This window comes from [Actinomadura] parvosata subsp. kistnae (assembly GCF_900323885.1).
Classification (GTDB): Bacteria; Actinomycetota; Actinomycetes; order Streptosporangiales; family Streptosporangiaceae; genus Nonomuraea; species Nonomuraea composti.
Genome location: NZ_OOHJ01000018.1, coordinates 3,667,425 through 3,685,420, shown reverse-complemented (window position 1 = coordinate 3,685,420; position 17,996 = coordinate 3,667,425). Strand labels below are relative to the sequence as shown.

The window sequence follows — 17,996 nt, the reverse complement described above, 5'->3', positions numbered from 1 at the left end:
GTGTCCTCAGACGTCTTTACTTGTATCGGTAGACGATCCGCCCACGACTGAGGTCGTAGGGGCTCAGCTCAACAACCACCCGGTCGTCGGGCAGGATACGGATGTAGTGCATCCGCATGCGCCCGCTGATGTGGGCCAGGACTTTGTGGCCGTTGTCGAGCTGCACCCGGAACATGGCGTTCGGGAGCGATTCGACCACAGTGCCCTCGATCTCGATGGCGCCGTCTTTCTTGGCCAAAATTCCTCGCGTTTCACTGATCGGTCGTCTGAGGCTCCGGTTCACTAAGCAGCCGCGACCTTCACGCTTCGAAGAGAGCGGCGATCGGCAAAGATCGCCGACGCGTGAGAAGTCATAGTGAGCCGACTAAGGAGTGTACGACACCTGAGCCCAAAACGCGAAACGCGTGCCAGGTGTCCTGACACAACCATGTGAAGTCTACCCCACGCCCCGAACGCCCGGCACACATGGCGAAAGGCCCGCCGCGGGGAATCCCGGCGGGCCTCACCGTACCGGCTAGCCGTAGATGCGGTGGTGCGAGCCGCAGTACTTGTGCTTGCCGCCCCAGCAGGTCCAGGTGTCGATCTTCTTGATCCCCCTGCCCGACCAGGTCGCGTCGTACGAGCCGTTCCAGTGGCGGTAGAACTGGTGCCACTTGCCGCCGGAGTAGTACTTGAACCAGACGTAGCCGTGCTTCGGCGAGGACTCCTTGCCGTACCAGTGGGTGTAGACCTTGCCACCCGACTTGTACGTCTTGCCGTAGGTGTAGGCCTTGTTGTTGCTGGAGTAGTACTTGCCCCAGCCGCTCGAAGAAGCGGAGACGGTGGCGGTGGTCGCGGCCTGCGCGGCGGGGCTGACGGCCAGGGCGGCGACCGCCATCGAGCCGGCGAGAGCGGTGGCTGCAAGGACCTTGCGCATGTGGGTTCCTCCGTGAGTCGTGGTCGACACCGCTCACGTTAGGAAGCCGGCCGCCTGCGGACTGCGCACGAATGCACACAGTGCACTAGTGCACAAACCCCTAGCCCTGCTTCGGCTTGTTGTCCCCGAAGATCGTGCTGACCAGCAGGATCACGCCCCACGGGCCCATCACCCACAGCGGCCACGGATAGATGGTGTGGCCGGCGGTGATGCTCACGATTAACCAGATCACCCAGTTGATGCCGCTGGCCGCCGCCCAGGCGCTCCAGGCCGCCTTCATGCCGGTGTGCATGCCCTTGGGCTGCGGCTTGCCCGCGGGGGCCGCCTTGACCGGGAGGTGGCGCAGGTCGACGTCGGGCAGGTCGGCCGTCAGCTTGGCCAGCTCGCCGTAGGTCTTGCTCTTGTAGAGGCTCTCGAGCCGGTCGTTGAACTCGTCCATCGTGATCCGGCCCTGCGCGGTGTGCTCGCGGAGGATGGCGGCGACCCGGTCTCGGTCGGCGTCGGAGGCACGCATCTCGGGGCTGTTCGCCATCCCACCCACTCCCGGCTAGTTCTGCAGTTGGGCCAGGCGCGATTCGCCCCCGTCAAGAGCGGTCAGCACCCAAGGACCATTATGTGTCACGGCGACGCTGTGTTCGAAGTGCGCGGAGTGCTTCCCGTCGACGGTGACCACGGTCCAGTCGTCGGCCAGGACGCGGGTGCGCTCGGTGCCGAGGTTGACCATGGGCTCGATCGCCAGGCACATGCCCTCCTCCAGGGCGGGGCCCCGGCCGGGCTTGCCGTGGTTGGCGATCCACGGGTCCATGTGCATCTCGGTGCCGATGCCGTGGCCTCCGTACTCCGGAGGGATGCCGTAGCGGCCCTGAGAGCGCACGTAACGCTCGATCTCGTAGCCGATGTCGGACAGGTGCCGGCCGGGCTTCAGCGCGGCGATACCGCGCCACATGGCCTCTTCCGTGACCCGCATGAGCTCGGTCAGCTTCGGGTCCACCTCGCCGATCGGGACGGTGACGGCGGAGTCGCCGTGCCAGCCCTCCAGGATGGCGCCGCAGTCGATCGAGATGATGTCGCCCTCGCGCAGCTTGCGGGCGTTCGTCGGGATGCCGTGGACGACCTCGTCGTTCACCGACGCGCAGATCGTGGCGGGGAAGCCCTGGTAGCCCTTGAACGACGGGATGGCGCCGGCGTCCCTGATCGCCTTCTCGGCGATGACGTCGAGGTCGAGGGGCGTCATGCCGGGCTCGACCGAGCGCTTGAGCAGGTCGAGCGTCTGCCCCACCACCAGGCCCGCCGCCCGCATCTTCTCCAGCTGCTCAGGCGACTTGATCTGGATGCCGTGTCTGTTGCGTTTGAACATCTTCTGCCCCCCTGGGTCTCAACGGGCCGCAGTGGGGGCCCAATTCCCCCACAATAGCCGCGAGGTGGCACGGAAACCCGTGCCACCTCCGCAAATCGGTCGTAACTGGTTCAGCCCAGGAACGGCCGGATCGCGTCCATGGCCCGCTGAGTGACCTCCTCGACCGGCCCTGTCGCGTCGACGCCCACGAGGATGCCCTCGTCGGCGTAGTAGGAGACCAGCGGAGCCGTCTGCTCCTGGTAGACCTCCAGGCGGTGCCGGACGGTCTCTTCCTTGTCGTCGTCCCGCTGGAACAGCGCGCCCCCGCACGCGTCACACTTGTCGTCCTTCTTGTCGTCGAACTCGACGTGCCAGATGCGCCCGCACTGACTGCAGGTGCGCCGGCCGGCCAGCCGCCTGACCACCTCGTCGTCGTCCACCACAAGCTCGAGCACGAGATCGAGCGCCTGGCCCCAGTCCTTGAGCATGTCGCGCAGGATCTCCGCCTGCGCGACGTTCCTCGGGAAGCCGTCGAGCAGGAACCCGTCCTGCGCGTCGTCCTCGGACAGACGGTCACGGACCATGGCGATGGTGACCTCATCGGGCACCAGGTCACCACGGTCCATGTACGTCTTGGCCAGCTTGCCAAGATCCGTGCCGCCGGAGACGTTGGCACGGAAGATGTCACCTGTCGAAATCTTCGGGATGGACAGGTTCGATGCGATGTACTGGGCCTGTGTCCCCTTACCCGCTCCGGGGGGCCCCACCAGAACGAGACGCACTACCGCAGGAAACCTTCGTAGTTACGCTGCTGCAGCTGGCTCTCGATCTGCTTAACCGTGTCCAGGCCGACGCCTACCATGATCAGAATACTCGTCCCTCCGAACGGGAAGTTCTGGCTCGCACCGGACACCGCCAGCGCGACGATCGGGACCATGGAGATCAGACCCAGATAGAGCGAGCCCGGCGCGGTCAGACGAGTGAGCACGAAGTTCAGGTATTCAGCCGTCGGCCGGCCGGGGCGGATGCCCGGAATGAAACCACCGTACTTCTTCATGTTGTCGGCGACTTCAGTGGGGTTGAACGTAATCGACACGTAGAAGTACGTGAAGAAGATGATCAGCAGGAAGAACGTGGCCATGTAGATCGGGGTGTCGCCCGTGGCCAGGTTCTGGGAGATCCAGGTGACCACCACGTTGTCGCTCGTCTGGAACAGCGAGGTGATCAGCTGCGGCAGGTAGAGCAGGGACGACGCGAAGATCACCGGGATGATGCCGGCCTGGTTGACCTTCAGCGGGATGTAGGTGGAGGTGCCGCCGTACATCCGGCGCCCGACCATCCGCTTGGCGTACTGCACCGGGATGCGCCGCTGCGCCTGCTCGACGAAGACCACCGCGGCGATCATGAAGACGCCGACCACCATGACGACCGCGAAGGTGAACTTGTTGGCCGAGAAGATGTTGGACAGCTCGGAGGGGAAGACCGCGACGACCTGCGTGAAGATCAGGATGGACATGCCGTTGCCGACACCGCGGTCGGTGATGAGCTCACCGAGCCACATGATCACCGACGTACCGGCGGTCATGATGACCACCATCGTCACGATCTGGAAGATGTTGTCGGGGTCGAGCAGAACGTCCTGCTGGCAATTGGGGAAGAGCTGACCGGTACGGGCCAGCGCGATGAAAGCGGTGGACTGCAGAACCGCGAGCCCGATGGTCAGATAACGCGTATACTGCGTGATCTTGGTCTGCCCGGACTGGCCTTCCTTCTTCAACGCTTCGAGTCGCGGAATGACCACGACGAGCAGCTGAAGAATGATGCTCGCGGTGATGTACGGCATGATGCCCAGCGCGAACACGGAAAGCTTCAGCAGCGCACCGCCGCTGAACAGCTGGACCATCCCGTAGATGTTGCCGGTGTCGCCACTCCGTGCCTGGTCGAAACAGGCGCGGAGGTTCTGGACGTGGACTCCCGGGGTCGGAAGAACCGAGCCGAGACGGAAAAGCGCGATGATGCCCAGGGTGAAGAGCAACTTCTTGCGCAGGTCCGGTGTCCGGAACGCCCGGGTAAACGCGGTCAGCACGGTCCCTCCTGCGCGCCTTTACGGCGGTGTGAGTAAGCGATGGTGCGGGGATCTGCCATCTGAAGTCTCATTGTCAAACGAGCCGGACAGAAGCCTGCCGTCTCGCGAACTCTAACGCACTACGGGCGTGGGGGCCCATTGTCAGAGCCCCCACGCCTCGTCATAGCGTTACTACAGCTCGGTAACGGAACCACCGGCGGCGGCGATCTTCTCCTTCGCGGAGGACGAGAAGGCGTGCGCCGTCACGTTCACCGCGACCGAGATCTCGCCGGTGCCGAGCACCTTCACGAGCTGGTTCTTGCGAACAGCACCCTTGGCGACCAGGCCCTCGACGGTGACCTCGCCACCCTCGGGGAACAGCTCGCCGATCCTGTCGAGGTTGACGACCTGGTAGGTCGTCTTGAACAGGGCGTTGGAGAAGCCCTTGAGCTTCGGCAGACGCCTCTGCAGCGGCACCTGGCCACCCTCGAAACCGAGGGGCACCGTGGTACGGGCGTGCGAGCCCTTGGTGCCGCGACCGGCCGTCTTGCCCTTCGACGCCTCGCCGCGACCCTTGCGGATCTTCGGCTTGTTGGCGCCGGGGGCCGGACGCAGGTCGTGAATCTTGAGCGGAGCCTTGTCAGTCATGACTAGTCGACCTCTTCCACCTCGACGAGGTGCGTCACCACGGAGACCATCCCGCGAATCTCGGGGCGGTCCTCCTTGACGACGACGTCGCCGATTCGCTTCAGGCCAAGCGAACGCAGCGAGTCACGCTGGTTCTGCTTGCCACCGATCTTCGAGCGAACCTGAGTGATCTTCAGGCGTGCCATGACTAGCTCACCGCCTTCGCGGCCGCCGCCTCCGCCAGGCCCTCACGCTGGGCCTTGAGCATGGCAGGCGGGGCCACGTCCTCGATCGGCAGGCCACGGCGGGCGGCGATCTCTTCGGGGCGCGAAAGGCCCTTCAGCGCCGCCACGGTGGCGTGCACGATGTTGATCGGGTTGTCGGAGCCGAGCGACTTGGACAGCACGTCGTGGATGCCCGCGCACTCCAGCACCGCGCGCACCGGGCCACCGGCGATGACGCCGGTACCGGCCGAGGCCGGACGCAGGAAGACGACGCCGGCCGCCTCCTCGCCCTGCACGGTGTGCGGGATGGTGCCCTGGATCCTGGGCACCTTGAAGAAGTGCTTCTTCGCCTCTTCGACACCCTTGGCGATGGCCGCGGGGACTTCCTTGGCCTTGCCGTAGCCGACGCCGACCAGGCCGTTGCCGTCACCGACGACGACGAGGGCGGTGAAGCTGAAGCGACGACCACCCTTCACGACCTTGGCCACTCGGTTGATCTTCACTACGCGCTCGATGTACGAGACGCCCTTGTCGGCGGCGCCACCGCGGCGATCGTCACGACGGTCCCGCCGCTCGCCACCGGTGCCGCCACCGCGACGCGGAGCTGCAGCCATCAGTGGTTCCTCTTCTCAGCGTTGGTCATCAGAACTCGAGCCCACCTTCGCGGGCACTGTCCGCCAGGGCGGCGATCCGCCCGGCGTACCGGTTGCCACCGCGGTCGAAGACGACCTTGGTGATGCCGGCTTCCTTGGCCCGCTGAGCGAGGAGCTCGCCGACCTTCTTCGCCTTCTCGGTCTTGTCCGCCTCCACCGAGCGCAGCGAGGGGTCCATGGTGGACGCGCTCACCAGCGTGTGACCGACGGAGTCGTCCACGATCTGGACGAACATGTGACGGGTCGACCGGTTGACGACCAGGCGCGGACGCTCGGCCGTACCGACGACGAACTTGCGGACGCGGCGGTGACGGCGGGCCCGCGAGACGGTGCGGGCAGCCGTGTGCTTGCTGAACGCAACCTTCGGAGCCATGCCTACTTACCAGCCTTTCCGACCTTGCGGCGGATCTGTTCGCCCTGGTAGCGCACGCCCTTGCCCTTGTACGGGTCAGGCTTGCGCAACTTGCGGATGTTGGCCGCGACCTCGCCGACCTTCTGCTTGTCGATGCCGTCCACGTGGAACAGGGTCGGCTTCTCGACGCGGAAGCTGACGCCCTCGGGGGCGTCGACGATGACCGGGTGGCTGAAGCCCAGAGAGAACTCCAGCTGCGTCGGGCCCTTGGCCTGGACGCGGTAACCGACGCCGACGATCTCAAGGCTCTTGGAGTAGCCCTGAGTGACACCCTGCACCATGTTGGCGATCAGCGTCCTGGACAGGCCGTGCAGCGCACGGACCTTGTTCTCGTCGTTCGGCCGGGTGACGGCGATGGCGCCGTCGTCGTCGCGCGCCACCTTGATGGGCTCGGCGACCGTGTGAGTGAGCGTGCCCTTCGGGCCCTTGACCTGGACATCCTGGCCGTCGATCGTGATGTCGACGCCACTCGGCACAGGGATGGGCAGCCGTCCGATTCGCGACATGCTGTGTTCCTCCCCTCTACCAGACGTAGGCGAGGACTTCGCCGCCCACGCCACGCTTGCCGGCCTGCTTGTCGGTCATGAGGCCGTGGGACGTCGAGATGATCGCGACGCCCAGTCCGCCCAGGACTCGAGGCAGGTTGTCCTTCTTCGCATAAACCCGCAGACCGGGCTTGGAAACCCGGCGCAGGCCCGAGAGCGACCGCTCACGGGTGGGCCCGAACTTGAGCTCCACCACGAGGTTCTTCCCAACCTTGGCGTCCTCGACGGTCCAAGCCTGGATGTAACCCTCCTGCTGGAGGATCTCGGCGATGTGCGCCTTGATCTTCGAGTACGGCATCGACACGCTGTCGTGGTACGCCGAATTCGCGTTGCGCAGACGCGTGAGCATGTCTGCGATCGGGTCGGTCATCGTCATGGCCAGTGGCCTTCCTCACCACGGTTTCCAGTCGGCCAAGCAGCGCTCTGCCGGTGGACCTGTGGCGTGGTCATGGGCGCTCAGCGCCCTGTCTTCTACGAACATGAGGGGCGGCCCTGCGAGAGAGCCGCCCTTCAGGGTATCTACCAGCTCGACTTGGTGATGCCGGGCAGCTCGCCCCGGTGCGCCATCTCGCGGAAGCACACGCGGCACAGGCCGAACTTCCTGTACACGGCGCGCGGACGCCCGCAGCGCGAGCACCGCGTGTAGGCCCGGACCTCGAACTTCTGCTTGCGCCCCGCCTTGGCGATCAGCGACTTCTTCGCCATTGGATCAGGCCTCCTTGAACGGGAAGCCGAGGAGCTTCAGCAGCGCCCGGCCCTGGTCGTCGTTCTTCGCGGTGGTCACGATCGTGATGTCCATGCCCCGCGGCCGGTCCACCTTGTCCTGGTCGACCTCGTGGAACATGACCTGCTCGGTCAGGCCGAACGTGTAGTTGCCGTTGCCGTCGAACTGCTTCGGCGACAGGCCGCGGAAGTCCCTGATGCGGGGCAGGGCCAGCGACAGCAGCCGGTCGAGGAACTCCCACATGCGGTCGCCGCGCAGCGTGACGTGCGCGCCGATCGGCATGCCCTCGCGCAGCTTGAACTGGGCGATGGACTTGCGGGCCCGGACGACGGCCGGCTTCTGGCCGGTGATCGCGGTGAGGTCGCGGACGGCGCCTTCGATGAGCTTGGAGTCGCGAGCCGCCTCACCCACACCCATGTTGACCTTGATCTTGGTCAGGGCCGGGATCTGCATGACGTTCTCGATGCCGAACTGCTCACGAAGCTGGGCCGCGATCTCCTCGCGGTACTTCGTCTTGAGTCGCGGCGTCGGGCGCTCGGTCGCGGTCTCGTTCTCGGTGGTCGTGGCAGTCATCAGCTGTCCTCACCCGTCTCGTCGGCCTTCTTGTCGTCGGCCTTGTCGGCGGGCTTGTCGTCCTTGAGCTTCTTCACGTTGGACACGTGGATCGGAGCCTCCATGGTCTGCACGCCGCCGGTCTTGGCGCCGCGCGGGCCCTGGTGGGTCTCCTTGGTGTGCTTCTTGATCATGTTGACGCCCTCGACCACCACGCGGTCCTCGCGCGGGAGAGTGGCGATCACACGGCCCTTGGCACCCTTGTCCTTGCCGGCGATGACCTGGACCAGGTCACCCTTCCTGACATGCAGCGACTTCGGCATTACAACACCTCCGGGGCGAGCGAGATGATGCGCATGAACTTCTTGTCGCGCAGCTCGCGGCCGACCGGACCGAAGATACGAGTGCCACGAGGGTCACCGCTGTCCTTGATGATGACGGCGGCGTTCTCGTCGAAGCGGATGTAGGAGCCGTCGGGCCGGCGCCGCTCCTTGACCGTGCGGACGACGACGGCCTTGACCACGTCGCCCTTCTTGACGCCCGTGCTGCCCGGCAGCGCGTCCTTGACAGTGGCGACGATGACGTCGCCGATACCGGCGTAGCGTCGGCCCGAGCCGCCGAGAACGCGGATGCAAAGGATCTCCTTCGCGCCCGTGTTGTCGGCGACCTTGAGCCGCGACTCCTGCTGGATCACGTCTACTCCTGTTAGTCGCGCCGGTTCTCAGATGCTGAGCCTGGCGGAACCTGTCATTGTCTTGTTCCCACGGCCACAGCGCCCGTAGGGCGCCGCACCGCAGGCGACGCGGGGTGGTGAGGCCCCGGCGTCCTTGGACGCCGTCATGGGGGCTCTGAGAGCCCCCACGAGGCGCGGTCTATCCGAGAAGGACTACTTGGCCTTCTCGAGGATCTCCACGACCCTCCACCGCTTGGTGGCGGAGAGGGGGCGGGTCTCCATCAGCAGCACGCGGTCGCCGACGCCGCAGGCGTTGGCCTCGTCGTGCGCCTTGTACTTGGTCGTACGGCGGATGACCTTGCCGTACAGACGGTGCTTCACGCGGTCCTCGACGGCGACGACGACGGTCTTGTCCATCTTGTCGCTGACGACGAGGCCCTCGCGGACCTTGCGGAAGTTCCGGGACTCGCCGTTCTCGGCGGTCTCGGGGGTCTCGGTGGTCTCAGCCATCGCTCGTCTCCTTCTCGACCGTGACGATGCCCAGCTCGCGCTCGCGCATCACGGTGTAGATACGGGCGATCTCGCGGCGGACGGCGCGCAGCCGCCCGTGGCTCTCCAACTGACCGGTCGCCGCCTGGAAGCGGAGGTTGAACAGCTCCTCCTTGGCCTCCTTGAGCTTCTGCACCAGGGTGTCCTGGTCCTCCACTCGCAGCTCGCCGGCGGTCAGGCCCTTAGCCATCACGCCTCACCCACTTCACGCTTAACGATCTTGCACTTCATCGGCAGCTTGTGGATCGCGCGCTGAAGCGCCTCACGCGCGATCGGCTCCGCCACGCCGGACAGCTCGAACATCACGCGTCCGGGCTTGACGTTGGCGATCCACCACTCGGGCGAACCCTTACCGGAACCCATGCGGGTCTCGGCCGGCTTCTTGGTGAGCGGACGGTCGGGGTAGATGTTGATCCACACCTTGCCGCCACGGCGGATGTGACGGGTCATCGCGATACGAGCCGACTCGATCTGGCGGTTGGTCACGTAGGAGTGCTCAACAGCCTGGATGCCGAACTCGCCGAACACGACCCTGGTGCCGCCCTTGGCGGCTCCGCTGCGGTCAGGCCGGTGCTGCTTGCGGTGCTTGACCCTGCGCGGGATCAGCATGGTCAGCTCCCTTCAGCACCCGGCTGCGCAGCCGGGCCGGTCTCGGGGGCGGCCTGCGAAGCCGCCTCGTTACGGGGGGCGCGGTCGCCGCGGCCACCACCGCGACGGGGGCGGTCACCGCCACCACGACGCGGACGGTCGCCACCGCCACCACGACGGTCGTCACGCTCGCGACGCTGGCCGGCACGAGCGCCGGCGGCGGCCGCCTCACGCTCGGCGCGGCTCGTCGGAGCCTCGCCCTTGTAGATCCAGACCTTCACGCCGATGCGGCCGAAGGTCGTGCGGGCCTCGTAGAAGCCGTAGTCGATGTCCGCGCGGAGGGTGTGCAGCGGCACGCGGCCCTCGCGGTAGAACTCCGACCGGGACATCTCGGCGCCGCCCAGACGACCGGAGCACTGGACACGGATGCCCTTGGCGCCGGACTTCATGGCCGACTGCATCGCCTTGCGCATGGCGCGGCGGAACGAGACGCGGCTCGACAGCTGCTCGGCGACGCCCTGCGCGACGAGCTGGGCGTCGATCTCCGGGTTCTTGACCTCGAGGATGTTGAGCTGGACCTGCTTCTTGGTCAGCTTCTCCAGGTCACCGCGGATGCGGTCGGCCTCGGCGCCGCGGCGGCCGATCACGATGCCGGGACGCGCGGTGTGGATGTCCACCTGCACGCGGTCCGTGGTGCGCTCGATCTCGACCTTGGAGATGCCGGCCCGCTCCATGCCCTTCTGCAGCATGCGGCGGATCGCCACGTCCTCGGCGACGTACGACTTGTACAGCTTGTCGGCGTACCACCGGCTCTTGAAGTCGGTCGTGATGCCGAGGCGGAACCCGTGCGGGTTAACCTTCTGGCCCACTATCGGGTCCTTCCCTTCGGCTCGCGGGACTCCACGATCACGGTGATGTGGCTCGTCCGCTTGTTGATCCGATAGGCGCGACCCTGTGCACGCGGGCGGAACCGCTTCAGCGTCGGGCCCTCGTCGACCCACGCGCGGCTCACGACGAGCGTGCTGGGGTCGAGATTGAAGTTGTGCTCGGCGTTCGCCATGGCGGAGCTGAGCACCTTGTAGATCGGCTCGCTCGCCGACTGGGGAGCGAACTGCAGCACGGCCTGCGCCTCCGAAGCGGGCAGCCCGCGAATAAGGTCCACCACGCGGCGGGCCTTGAGGGGCGTGACACGGACGAACCGCGCCTGAGCCCTGGCTTCCATCGCTTTCTCCTACTTCTGGGACGCTTACCGCCGGCTGCGGCGGTCTTCCTTGACGTGGCTGCGGAACGTCCGCGTGGGAGCGAACTCTCCGAGCTTGTGACCGATCATCGACTCGGTGACGAACACCGGGACGTGCTTGCGGCCGTCGTGCACAGCGATCGTGTGACCGAGCATGTCGGGGACGATCATGGAACGCCGCGACCACGTCTTGATGACGTTCTTGGTGCCCTTCTCGTTCTGGGCGTCCACCTTCTTCTGAAGGTGCTCGTCCACGAAGGGACCCTTCTTAAGGCTACGTGGCATTTCGGCTGCTCCTACCGCTTCTTCCTCTTGGACCGACGGCGGATGATCAGCCTGTCGCTGGCCTTGTTCGCCTGACGGGTACGGCCCTCGGGCTTGCCCTTGGGGTTCACCGGGTGACGACCACCGGAGGTCTTGCCCTCACCACCACCGTGCGGGTGGTCGACGGGGTTCATCGCGACACCACGGACGGTCGGGCGCTTGCCCTTCCACCGCATACGGCCGGCCTTGCCCCAGTTGATGTTGGCCTGCTCGGCGTTGCCGACCTGGCCGACCGTGGCGCGGCAGCGCACGTCCACCATGCGCATCTCACCGGACGGCATACGCAGCGTGGCGTACTGGCCCTCCTTGGCGAGGAGCTGGATCTGAGCGCCCGCGGAGCGGCCGAGCTTGGCGCCCCCGCCCGGACGGAGCTCCACCGCGTGGATGAAGGTACCGGTCGGGATGTTGCGCAGCGGCAGGCAGTTGCCCGGCTTGATGTCGGCGGCGGGACCGTTCTCGATCCGGTCACCCTGCTTGAGGCCGGTCGGCGCGATGATGTAGCGCTTCTCGCCGTCGGCGTAGTGGAGCAGCGCGATGTTGGCGGTGCGGTTGGGGTCGTACTCGATGTGAGCGACCTTGGCCGGGATACCGTCCTTGTCGTGCCTGCGGAAGTCGATGATCCGGTAGGCGCGCTTGTGACCGCCGCCCTGGTGGCGCGCGGTGACCCGGCCGTGTACGTTGCGGCCGCCCTTGCTGTGAAGGGGCGCAAGCAGCGACTTCTCAGGGGTGCTGCGGGTGATCTCGGAGAAGTCCGAGACACTCGATCCGCGGCGACCCGGAGTCGTCGGCTTGTATTTACGGATGCCCATCTTTTTCGTTCATCCTTCGTCGGTTACATGGGTGAGCCCGCCGCACCGGAGTGCGACGGTCTCAGCCCCGCGGGCCCTAGGGGAGCCCGCTCACTATCTATGGCTGCTAGCCGATCTGACCGAAGATGTCGATCCGATCGCCCTCGACCAGGCTCACGATCGCGCGCTTGGTGTCGGGACGCTTGCCGTAACCGGTACGGGTGCGCTTGCGCTTGCCCTGCCGGTTGATCGTGTTCACGCTGGTGACCTTGACCCCGAAGATCTGCTCGACGGCGATCTTGACCTGGGTCTTGTTCGCGGTCTTCTTCACCAGGAACGTGTACTTGTTGTTCTCATCGATCAGGCCGTAGCTCTTCTCAGAGACGACCGGCTTGATGATGATGTCGCGCGGGTCGGCGATCTTCTCCATCAGGCGTCTTCCTTCCCGCCACTCAGCCGCGCCACGACCTGGTCGTACGCCTCCTGGGTGAAGACCACGTCGTCGTGCACGAGCACGTCGTAGGTGTTGAGCTGCCCGGCGTCCAGCAGGTGGACCTCGGGAGCGTTGCGCAGGCTCAGCCAGGTCAGCTCGTCGTCGGCGTCGACCACGACGAGGACGCGGGCGGACTGGGTGACCTTGCGCAGGGCCTCCAGCGCGGCCTTGGTCTTGGGCGTCTCGCCCGAGACCAGGGAGCTCACCACGTGCACGCGGCCGCCGCTCGCCCGGTCCGACAGGGCGCCGCGCAGGGCGGCGGCCTTCATCTTCTTGGGCGTGCGCTGCGAGTAGTCGCGCGGCACGGGGCCGTGGACGGTGCCACCGCCGGTGAACTGCGGCGCACGGGTCGAGCCCTGACGGGCGCGGCCGGTGCCCTTCTGGCGGTACGGCTTCTTGCCGCCGCCGGAGACCTCACCGCGGGTCTTGGCCTTGTGGGTGCCCTGCCGGCGAGCGGCGAGCTGGGCCACGACCACCTGGTGGATCAGCGGAACGTTGACCTTCGCGCCGAAGACGTCTTCGGGCAGGTCAACCGTGCCGGTCTTCGCGCCGCTGGCGTCGAGGACGTCAATAGTGGTGCTCACTTGGCAGCCCCCTTCTTGGCAGCGGAACGGACGAGGACCAGGCTGCCGTTGGCGCCGGGGATCGCACCCTTGATCAGGATGAGGCCCTTCTCGGCGTCCACGGCGTGAACCTTGAGGCTCTGCACAGTGGTGCGGACGTTACCCATCCGACCGGCCATGCGCAGACCCTTGAAAACGCGGCCCGGGGTGGCGCAGCCACCGATGGAACCCGGCGAGCGGTGCTTGCGCTGCGTACCGTGCGACGCGCCCAGACCACCGAAGCCGTGCCGCTTCATGACACCGGCGAAGCCCTTGCCCTTGCTCTTGCCCGTCACGTCGACGAACTGGCCCGCCTCGAAGGTGTCGGCCAGCAGCTCCTGGCCCAGGGTGTAGTCGCTCGCGTCGTCGGTGCGGATCTCCGCGAAGTAACGGCGCGGGGTGATGTCGTGCTTACGCAGGTAGTCGCCGAGCGGCTTGTTGACCTTCCGGGGGTCGACCTGCCCGAAGCCGAGCTGGATGGCGGAGTAGCCGTCCTTCTCTGCGGTGCGGACGCGGGTCACCACACACGGACCGGCCTCGACCACGGTCACCGGGACGAGCCGGTTGTCCGCGTCGAAGACCTGGGTCATGCCGAGCTTCTTGCCCAGGACGCCCTTGATCGTCTTAGCCATGTCAGTGCGTTCCCTCAGAGCTTGATCGAAATGTCGACACCCGCGGGGAGGTCGAGCCGCATGAGCGAGTCAACCGTCTTGGGGGTCGGGTCGATGATGTCAATCAGCCGCTTGTGCGTGCGCATCTCGAAGTGCTCGCGGCTGTCCTTGTACTTGTGCGGCGAGCGGATGACGCAGTACACGTTCTTCTCGGTCGGCAGCGGCACCGGGCCCGCGACCTTCGCGCCAGTCCGCGTCACCGTCTCGACGATCTTCTTGGCCGAGCTGTCGATGACCTCGTGGTCATAGGCCTTGAGCCGAATGCGGATCTTCTGTCCCGCCATAGTGGCCTCGGTGTCCTTCGCTGTCGTCTGAAAAAGTATCGTGCGGCCTGTGCCGCTGTGTGTTCACGCAGGTCGAACCTGCATTAACCCCACGAGGCAGACGCAATGGATCTGCCTTTTCTTCCGTGATCCGGCAGTGACTTCGGTCACTCGCCTTGGCTCGCCGGCCGAAGCTACTGCTGGATCACGGCGCCTTGCATGGGGTCCTTCACGCGGTGCGGCGGCCGGCCCGAAGGTTCGGGGCCGACCGCCGCCCCGACGGTCTAGCTACTTGATGATCTTCGTGACCCGACCGGCGCCGACGGTGCGGCCACCCTCACGGATCGCGAACTTGAGGCCTTCCTCCATGGCGATGGGCTGGATCAGCTCAACGCGCATCTCGGTGTTGTCGCCCGGCATGACCATCTCGGTGCCCTCGGGGAGGTTCACAACACCGGTCACGTCAGTCGTACGGAAGTAGAACTGAGGACGGTAGTTGTTGAAGAACGGCGTGTGGCGGCCGCCCTCGTCCTTGGACAGGATGTAGACCTGGCCGGTGAACTCGGTGTGCGGGGTCGTGGTGCCCGGCTTGATGATGCACTGGCCGCGCTCGACCTCGTCGCGCTTGATGCCGCGCAGCAGCAGAGCGGCGTTGTCACCGGCGTGACCCTCGTCGAGCATCTTGTTGAACATCTCGATGCTGGTGACGGTGGTCGTGGTCTTCTCCGGCTTGATGCCGATGATGTCGACCTGCTCGTTGACCTTGACGACACCGCGCTCGATACGGCCGGTGACGACCGTGCCGCGACCGGTGATCGAGAAGACGTCCTCGACCGGCATGAGGAACGGCTTGTCCGTCTCACGCGGCGGCTCGGGGACGTTCTCGTCCACGGCGTTCATGAGCTCGATGATGCTGTCGGCCCACTTCTCGTCACCCTCGAGAGCCTTGAGGGCGGAGACGCGGACGACGGGCAGGTCGTCGCCGGGGAACTCCTGCGCGGACAGGAGCTCACGGACCTCCAGCTCGACGAGCTCGAGGATCTCCTCGTCGTCGACCATGTCGGCCTTGTTGAGGGCCACGACGATGTAGGGGACGCCGACCTGGCGGGCCAGGAGGACGTGCTCCTTCGTCTGCGGCATCGGGCCGTCGGTGGCGGCGACCACGAGGATGGCGCCGTCCATCTGGGCGGCACCGGTGATCATGTTCTTGACGTAGTCGGCGTGACCCGGGCAGTCAACGTGCGCGTAGTGACGCTTCTCCGTCTGGTACTCGACGTGCGCGATGGAGATCGTGATACCACGAGCCTTCTCCTCCGGCGCCTTGTCGATCTTGTCGAACGGGGTCGCCTTGTTCAGCTCGGGGTAACGGTCGTGGAGCACCTTGGTGATCGCCGCGGTCAGCGTGGTCTTGCCGTGGTCGATGTGCCCAATGGTGCCGATGTTCATGTGCGGCTTGGTCCGCTCGAACTTGGCCTTAGCCACTGGTTCTCTCCTTGAGAATCTGACTGACTTTCGTCTACACACTCGGGCCCGGGAACTCCCGAACCCCTTGGCGGCGGGGTGGCTCTCACCACCCCACCAGGGACCAGGACAAGAGTCCCGGCCCGGCCCCTCGCGGGACCGGACTGGAAACTACTCGCCCCGGGCCTTCGCGACGATCTCCTTGGCGATGCCCGGGGGCACCTCCGCGTAGGAGTCGAAAAGCATGCTGTAGCTAGCGCGCCCCTGCGTCTTGCTGCGCAGGTCACCCACGTAGCCGAACATCTCGGACAGCGGGACGAGCGCCCGGATGACCTTGGCGCCGGCCCGGTCCTCCATCGCCTGGATCTGCCCGCGGCGACCGTTGAGGTCACCGATGACGTCACCCATGTAGTCCTCGGGCGTGGTCACCTCGACGGCCATCATCGGCTCGAGGAGCACGGCGTCCGCCTTGCGCGCGGCCTCCTTGAAGGCCATCGATCCGGCGATCTTGAACGCCATTTCCGAGGAGTCGACGTCGTGGGCCGCACCGTCGGTCAGCGTCACCTTCACGCCGACCATCGGGTAACCGGCCAGCACGCCGAACTCGGCGGCCTCCTGGGCGCCGGCGTCGACCGACGGGATGTACTCCCTCGGCACGCGGCCACCGGTGACCTTGTTCTCGAACTCGTAGCCGTCGTTGCCCTCGCCCAGCGGCTCGAGGTCGATGATGACCCGCGCGAACTGACCGGAACCACCGGTCTGCTTCTTGTGGGTGTAGTCGACCTTCTCCACCTTGCGGCGGATGGTCTCGCGGTAGGCGACCTGCGGGCGGCCGACGTTCGCCTCGACCTTGAACTCGCGACGCATGCGGTCGACGAGGATCTCGAGGTGAAGCTCGCCCATGCCCCAGATGACCGTCTGACCGGTCTCCTCGTCACGGCGGACCTGGAAGGACGGGTCCTCCTCGGCCAGCCGCTGGATGGCGGTGGACAGCTTCTCCTGGTCACCCTTGGTCTTGGGCTCGATGGCGACGTTGATGACCGGAGCCGGGAACGTCATCGACTCGAGCACGACCTGGTTGGCCGGGTCGGAGAGGGTGTCACCGGTGGTGGTGTCCTTCAGACCCATGACGGCCACGATCTGACCGGCGATCGCCGACGGGCGCTCCTCGCGCTTGTTGGCGTGCATCTGGTAGATCTTGCCGATCCGCTCCTTCTTGCCCTTCACAGAGTTGATGACCTGTGAACCGGCCTCGAGCGTGCCCGAGTAGATGCGGATGTAGGTGATCTTGCCCAGGTGCGGGTCGCTGGCGATCTTGAACGCCAGAGCGGAGAACGGCTCGCTCGGGTCCGCGTGGCGCTCGATGACCTTCTCCTCGTTGCCGACCGCGTGGCCCTTGAAGGCCGGGATGTCGGTCGGCGCGGGGAGGTAGGCGACGATCGCGTCGAGCAGGGGCTGCACACCCTTGTTCTTGAACGCGGTGCCGCACAGGACCGGGTTGATGGCGCTGGCCAGCGTCGCGCGGCGGATGGCCGCGATCAGCTGCTCCTCGGTGGGCTCGGTGCCCTCGAGGAAGAGCTCCATCAGCTCGTCGTCGTTCTCGGCGACGGTCTCGACCAGCTTGTCGCGCCACTCACGAGCGGCGTCGGCGTGGTCGGCCGGGATGTCGACGGTGTCGTACATCTCGCCCTTGGCCGCCTCGGCGCTCCAGATGAGGGCCTTCATCTTGATGAGGTCGATGACGCCCTTGAAGTCGGCCTCAACGCCCCACGGAAGCTGGATGACCGCCGGGGTCGCGCCCAGGCGGCTGACCATCATGTCGACGCAGCGGTGGAACTCCGCGCCGACCCGGTCCATCTTGTTCACGAAGCAGATGCGCGGGACGTTGTAGCGGTCAGCCTGGCGCCACACCGTCTCCGACTGCGGCTCGACACCCGCCACACCGTCGAACACGGCGACGGCGCCGTCGAGGACGCGAAGCGAACGCTCCACCTCGATGGTGAAGTCCACGTGCCCCGGAGTGTCGATGATGTTGATGGTGTGACCAAGCCACTCACAGGTCGTCGCGGCAGACGTGATCGTGATGCCGCGCTCCTGCTCCTGCTCCATCCAGTCCATCGTGGCAGCGCCCTCGTGGACCTCACCGATCTTGTAGTTGATACCGGTGTAGAACAGGATGCGCTCGGTCGTGGTGGTCTTGCCCGCGTCGATATGGGCCATGATCCCGATGTTTCGGACCTTGGCCAGGTCAAGAGCGGTCTGGGTGGCCACTTCTCTCGCGTCCTCGTCG

General features: G+C 66.0%; 29 protein-coding genes. All 29 read right to left on the bottom strand.

The features are described 5' to 3' along the window. Positions 1-16 precede the first annotated feature (16 nt). A complete protein-coding gene (gene infA, locus KIS93_RS37610) occupies positions 17-238 on the bottom strand; it encodes a translation initiation factor IF-1 (protein WP_012887858.1) in 222 nt (73 codons plus the stop codon). A gap of 276 nt (positions 239-514) precedes the next feature. Beyond that, positions 515-916, bottom strand: coding sequence for a hypothetical protein (locus KIS93_RS37605; RefSeq protein WP_080043220.1), 402 nt, complete (start codon positions 914-916; stop codon positions 515-517). Positions 917-1,016: 100 nt separating this feature from the next. Continuing rightward, a complete protein-coding gene (locus KIS93_RS37600; RefSeq protein ID WP_080043221.1) occupies positions 1,017-1,448 on the bottom strand; it encodes a DUF1707 SHOCT-like domain-containing protein in 432 nt (143 codons plus the stop codon). A 15-nt stretch (positions 1,449-1,463) separates the two neighbouring features. Beyond that, positions 1,464-2,273 (bottom strand): type I methionyl aminopeptidase, encoded by an 810-nt coding sequence (gene map, locus KIS93_RS37595; protein ID WP_080043222.1) that lies wholly within the window; start codon positions 2,271-2,273, stop codon positions 1,464-1,466. Positions 2,274-2,383: 110 nt separating this feature from the next. Further along, complete coding sequence (locus KIS93_RS37590; protein ID WP_080043223.1) at positions 2,384-3,034, bottom strand: adenylate kinase; 651 nt, start codon at positions 3,032-3,034, stop codon at positions 2,384-2,386. Beyond that, positions 3,034-4,338, bottom strand: coding sequence for a preprotein translocase subunit SecY (secY, locus tag KIS93_RS37585; protein WP_080043224.1), 1,305 nt, complete (start codon positions 4,336-4,338; stop codon positions 3,034-3,036). Before secY ends, KIS93_RS37590 begins: the two co-directional genes overlap by 1 nt. Before the next feature lie 171 nt (positions 4,339-4,509). After that, positions 4,510-4,965, bottom strand: a complete 456-nt coding sequence (gene rplO / locus KIS93_RS37580) for a 50S ribosomal protein L15 (protein ID WP_080043225.1) — start codon at positions 4,963-4,965, stop codon at positions 4,510-4,512. A 2-nt stretch (positions 4,966-4,967) separates the two neighbouring features. Then, positions 4,968-5,150 (bottom strand): 50S ribosomal protein L30, encoded by a 183-nt coding sequence (gene rpmD, locus KIS93_RS37575; protein ID WP_080043226.1) that lies wholly within the window; start codon positions 5,148-5,150, stop codon positions 4,968-4,970. A 2-nt stretch (positions 5,151-5,152) separates the two neighbouring features. Beyond that, complete coding sequence (gene rpsE, locus KIS93_RS37570) at positions 5,153-5,782, bottom strand: 30S ribosomal protein S5 (protein ID WP_043623468.1); 630 nt, start codon at positions 5,780-5,782, stop codon at positions 5,153-5,155. Positions 5,783-5,810: 28 nt separating this feature from the next. Continuing rightward, positions 5,811-6,194 carry a 50S ribosomal protein L18 gene (gene rplR, locus KIS93_RS37565; protein ID WP_080043227.1) on the bottom strand — a complete coding sequence of 128 codons (384 nt, stop codon included), beginning with the start codon at positions 6,192-6,194 and terminating at the stop codon, positions 5,811-5,813. Positions 6,195-6,196: 2 nt separating this feature from the next. Then, positions 6,197-6,739: a 50S ribosomal protein L6 gene (gene rplF, locus KIS93_RS37560; RefSeq protein ID WP_080043228.1), complete on the bottom strand. Its 543-nt coding sequence runs from the start codon at positions 6,737-6,739 to the stop codon at positions 6,197-6,199. A 16-nt stretch (positions 6,740-6,755) separates the two neighbouring features. Then, positions 6,756-7,154, bottom strand: a complete 399-nt coding sequence (gene rpsH / locus KIS93_RS37555; protein WP_080043229.1) for a 30S ribosomal protein S8 — start codon at positions 7,152-7,154, stop codon at positions 6,756-6,758. A 143-nt stretch (positions 7,155-7,297) separates the two neighbouring features. Next, positions 7,298-7,483, bottom strand: coding sequence for a type Z 30S ribosomal protein S14 (locus KIS93_RS37550; RefSeq protein ID WP_020542298.1), 186 nt, complete (start codon positions 7,481-7,483; stop codon positions 7,298-7,300). A gap of 4 nt (positions 7,484-7,487) precedes the next feature. After that, positions 7,488-8,075, bottom strand: coding sequence for a 50S ribosomal protein L5 (gene rplE, locus KIS93_RS37545; protein WP_080043230.1), 588 nt, complete (start codon positions 8,073-8,075; stop codon positions 7,488-7,490). Continuing rightward, positions 8,075-8,365: a 50S ribosomal protein L24 gene (gene rplX, locus KIS93_RS37540; RefSeq protein WP_230466570.1), complete on the bottom strand. Its 291-nt coding sequence runs from the start codon at positions 8,363-8,365 to the stop codon at positions 8,075-8,077. The genes rplE and rplX overlap by 1 nt, the downstream gene beginning before the upstream one ends. An 11-nt stretch (positions 8,366-8,376) precedes the next feature. Next, on the bottom strand, positions 8,377-8,748 hold the full coding sequence (gene rplN, locus KIS93_RS37535; protein WP_043623452.1) for a 50S ribosomal protein L14: 372 nt from the start codon (positions 8,746-8,748) through the stop codon (positions 8,377-8,379). Positions 8,749-8,940: 192 nt separating this feature from the next. Then, positions 8,941-9,237, bottom strand: coding sequence for a 30S ribosomal protein S17 (gene rpsQ / locus KIS93_RS37530; RefSeq protein WP_080043232.1), 297 nt, complete (start codon positions 9,235-9,237; stop codon positions 8,941-8,943). Further along, positions 9,230-9,466, bottom strand: coding sequence for a 50S ribosomal protein L29 (rpmC, locus tag KIS93_RS37525; RefSeq protein ID WP_080047279.1), 237 nt, complete (start codon positions 9,464-9,466; stop codon positions 9,230-9,232). Before rpmC ends, rpsQ begins: the two co-directional genes overlap by 8 nt. Next, entirely contained in the window at positions 9,466-9,885 is a 420-nt protein-coding gene (gene rplP, locus KIS93_RS37520) for a 50S ribosomal protein L16 (RefSeq protein ID WP_080043233.1), read from the bottom strand. Before rplP ends, rpmC begins: the two co-directional genes overlap by 1 nt. Positions 9,886-9,887: 2 nt before the next feature. Further along, positions 9,888-10,733 (bottom strand): 30S ribosomal protein S3, encoded by an 846-nt coding sequence (rpsC, locus tag KIS93_RS37515; protein WP_080043234.1) that lies wholly within the window; start codon positions 10,731-10,733, stop codon positions 9,888-9,890. Beyond that, complete coding sequence (gene rplV, locus KIS93_RS37510; protein WP_080043235.1) at positions 10,733-11,086, bottom strand: 50S ribosomal protein L22; 354 nt, start codon at positions 11,084-11,086, stop codon at positions 10,733-10,735. Before rplV ends, rpsC begins: the two co-directional genes overlap by 1 nt. Before the next feature lie 24 nt (positions 11,087-11,110). Further along, entirely contained in the window at positions 11,111-11,389 is a 279-nt protein-coding gene (rpsS, locus tag KIS93_RS37505; RefSeq protein ID WP_080043236.1) for a 30S ribosomal protein S19, read from the bottom strand. An 11-nt stretch (positions 11,390-11,400) separates the two neighbouring features. After that, positions 11,401-12,237 (bottom strand): 50S ribosomal protein L2, encoded by an 837-nt coding sequence (rplB, locus tag KIS93_RS37500; RefSeq protein ID WP_080043237.1) that lies wholly within the window; start codon positions 12,235-12,237, stop codon positions 11,401-11,403. A 106-nt stretch (positions 12,238-12,343) separates the two neighbouring features. Continuing rightward, entirely contained in the window at positions 12,344-12,646 is a 303-nt protein-coding gene (rplW, locus tag KIS93_RS37495; protein WP_080043238.1) for a 50S ribosomal protein L23, read from the bottom strand. Beyond that, a complete protein-coding gene (gene rplD, locus KIS93_RS37490) occupies positions 12,646-13,293 on the bottom strand; it encodes a 50S ribosomal protein L4 (protein ID WP_080043239.1) in 648 nt (215 codons plus the stop codon). The genes rplW and rplD overlap by 1 nt, the downstream gene beginning before the upstream one ends. Then, entirely contained in the window at positions 13,290-13,943 is a 654-nt protein-coding gene (gene rplC / locus KIS93_RS37485) for a 50S ribosomal protein L3 (RefSeq protein WP_080043240.1), read from the bottom strand. The genes rplD and rplC overlap by 4 nt, the downstream gene beginning before the upstream one ends. Before the next feature lie 14 nt (positions 13,944-13,957). Further along, positions 13,958-14,266 (bottom strand): 30S ribosomal protein S10, encoded by a 309-nt coding sequence (gene rpsJ, locus KIS93_RS37480; RefSeq protein ID WP_012887830.1) that lies wholly within the window; start codon positions 14,264-14,266, stop codon positions 13,958-13,960. Between the two features lie 267 nt (positions 14,267-14,533). Next, positions 14,534-15,727 (bottom strand): elongation factor Tu, encoded by a 1,194-nt coding sequence (gene tuf, locus KIS93_RS37475; protein ID WP_080043241.1) that lies wholly within the window; start codon positions 15,725-15,727, stop codon positions 14,534-14,536. Between the two features lie 150 nt (positions 15,728-15,877). Then, positions 15,878-17,926, bottom strand: coding sequence for an elongation factor G (gene fusA, locus KIS93_RS37470; protein WP_206068621.1), 2,049 nt, complete (start codon positions 17,924-17,926; stop codon positions 15,878-15,880). Positions 17,927-17,996: the final 70 nt, after the last annotated feature.

Excerpts from the sequence above, each read along its gene's own strand:
- rpsS (WP_080043236.1), bottom strand. The coding sequence starts at position 11,389 with ATGCCACGTAGCCTTAAGAAGGGTCCCTTCGTGGACGAGCACCTTCAG.
- KIS93_RS37600 (WP_080043221.1), bottom strand. The coding sequence starts at position 1,448 with ATGGCGAACAGCCCCGAGATGCGTGCCTCCGACGCCGACCGAGACCGG.
- rplF (WP_080043228.1), bottom strand. The coding sequence starts at position 6,739 with ATGTCGCGAATCGGACGGCTGCCCATCCCTGTGCCGAGTGGCGTCGAC.
- rplW (WP_080043238.1), bottom strand. The coding sequence starts at position 12,646 with ATGGAGAAGATCGCCGACCCGCGCGACATCATCATCAAGCCGGTCGTC.
- rpsE (WP_043623468.1), bottom strand. The coding sequence starts at position 5,782 with ATGGCTGCAGCTCCGCGTCGCGGTGGCGGCACCGGTGGCGAGCGGCGG.
- KIS93_RS37605 (WP_080043220.1), bottom strand. The coding sequence starts at position 916 with ATGCGCAAGGTCCTTGCAGCCACCGCTCTCGCCGGCTCGATGGCGGTC.
- rpmD (WP_080043226.1), bottom strand. The coding sequence starts at position 5,150 with ATGGCACGCCTGAAGATCACTCAGGTTCGCTCGAAGATCGGTGGCAAG.
- rplR (WP_080043227.1), bottom strand. The coding sequence starts at position 6,194 with ATGGCTCCGAAGGTTGCGTTCAGCAAGCACACGGCTGCCCGCACCGTC.
- rplC (WP_080043240.1), bottom strand. The coding sequence starts at position 13,943 with ATGGCTAAGACGATCAAGGGCGTCCTGGGCAAGAAGCTCGGCATGACC.
- rplB (WP_080043237.1), bottom strand. The coding sequence starts at position 12,237 with ATGGGCATCCGTAAATACAAGCCGACGACTCCGGGTCGCCGCGGATCG.
- rplP (WP_080043233.1), bottom strand. The coding sequence starts at position 9,885 with ATGCTGATCCCGCGCAGGGTCAAGCACCGCAAGCAGCACCGGCCTGAC.
- rpsQ (WP_080043232.1), bottom strand. The coding sequence starts at position 9,237 with ATGGCTGAGACCACCGAGACCCCCGAGACCGCCGAGAACGGCGAGTCC.
- rpsJ (WP_012887830.1), bottom strand. The coding sequence starts at position 14,266 with ATGGCGGGACAGAAGATCCGCATTCGGCTCAAGGCCTATGACCACGAG.
- rplV (WP_080043235.1), bottom strand. The coding sequence starts at position 11,086 with ATGGAAGCCAGGGCTCAGGCGCGGTTCGTCCGTGTCACGCCCCTCAAG.
- KIS93_RS37550 (WP_020542298.1), bottom strand. The coding sequence starts at position 7,483 with ATGGCGAAGAAGTCGCTGATCGCCAAGGCGGGGCGCAAGCAGAAGTTC.
- fusA (WP_206068621.1), bottom strand. The coding sequence starts at position 17,926 with ATGGCCCATATCGACGCGGGCAAGACCACCACGACCGAGCGCATCCTG.
- rplO (WP_080043225.1), bottom strand. The coding sequence starts at position 4,965 with ATGACTGACAAGGCTCCGCTCAAGATTCACGACCTGCGTCCGGCCCCC.
- rpmC (WP_080047279.1), bottom strand. The coding sequence starts at position 9,466 with ATGGCTAAGGGCCTGACCGCCGGCGAGCTGCGAGTGGAGGACCAGGAC.
- rplE (WP_080043230.1), bottom strand. The coding sequence starts at position 8,075 with ATGACTGCCACGACCACCGAGAACGAGACCGCGACCGAGCGCCCGACG.
- map (WP_080043222.1), bottom strand. The coding sequence starts at position 2,273 with ATGTTCAAACGCAACAGACACGGCATCCAGATCAAGTCGCCTGAGCAG.
- rpsH (WP_080043229.1), bottom strand. The coding sequence starts at position 7,154 with ATGACGATGACCGACCCGATCGCAGACATGCTCACGCGTCTGCGCAAC.